Annotated in this window: 1 protein-coding gene; it reads right to left on the reverse strand. The window is 33.2% G+C overall.

Going from position 1 to position 793, the window contains the following annotated elements; all coding sequences use genetic code 11:
* The coding region (locus AC1DTM_RS29745; RefSeq protein ID WP_477001617.1) for a DNA alkylation repair protein at positions 1-608 on the reverse strand (608 nt) is incomplete at its 3' end.
* Between the last annotated feature and the right edge of the window lie 185 nt (positions 609-793).

Below are 793 nucleotides of genomic sequence, written 5' to 3' on the forward strand. Positions count from 1 at the left end.
GTTTCACCGTGATCAACTTCTACTTTTCCAACTTCACGTGAGATTTCAATTGCTTGTTGCTCTAAAGCTTCATTTCGAACGCCTAACGCAATTAAAGCTCTATTCATCGCTTCTCTTTTACGATTTTTTTCATTATGTATATGAACTTTAATCTCTTCTAAATACGGTAAGAAAAAGTCATCGTCTAACGTTTTATTTTTTATTGCGATATTCGCTAATAATGACCAACCAGCTCTTCCAATCCATTCATCATCAGACTTCGTCCATTCTTCCATTCTTTCTATCGCGATTGGCGACGTACATATAGCTGTCATAAGAACGTCCATTAAACAATAATAATCAACATCTTGAACCCATCTATTTAGCTGTTCTGACGTTAGTTTCTTCGGATCTAAAACCATTGTTGCTAAAGTCATTGCGTCCATATTTTTTGTTTCCCATAATGAGATTGCTAAATCATGATCTTTTTTTATCTTCTTTTTCAACAATTTTAAATTTGCAAAACTAACTCCAAATAACGGCTCTTTCGCCCCATGGTTTTTATACGTCTTACGAGTTTGTTCTGTCCCATATTCTTCTAGTTGCTGCATTACTTCTTCAAGTAACATAGGTCCACCTCTTTTATATATTTTGTTGACTTCACATATGTATGTACGATATATTCTACATTACTTTTTGGTTTTCCTATATTTATTTTTTAAATACGGTATGTGAAATTTTAAAACTGGCCTCAAAAAATCTTTTCATCTTTTTAGCCCATAACCATTTCACTTCCTAAGCAATGCAGTATAAG

It is taken from the genome of Bacillus sp. P4_D3 (assembly GCF_056401855.1).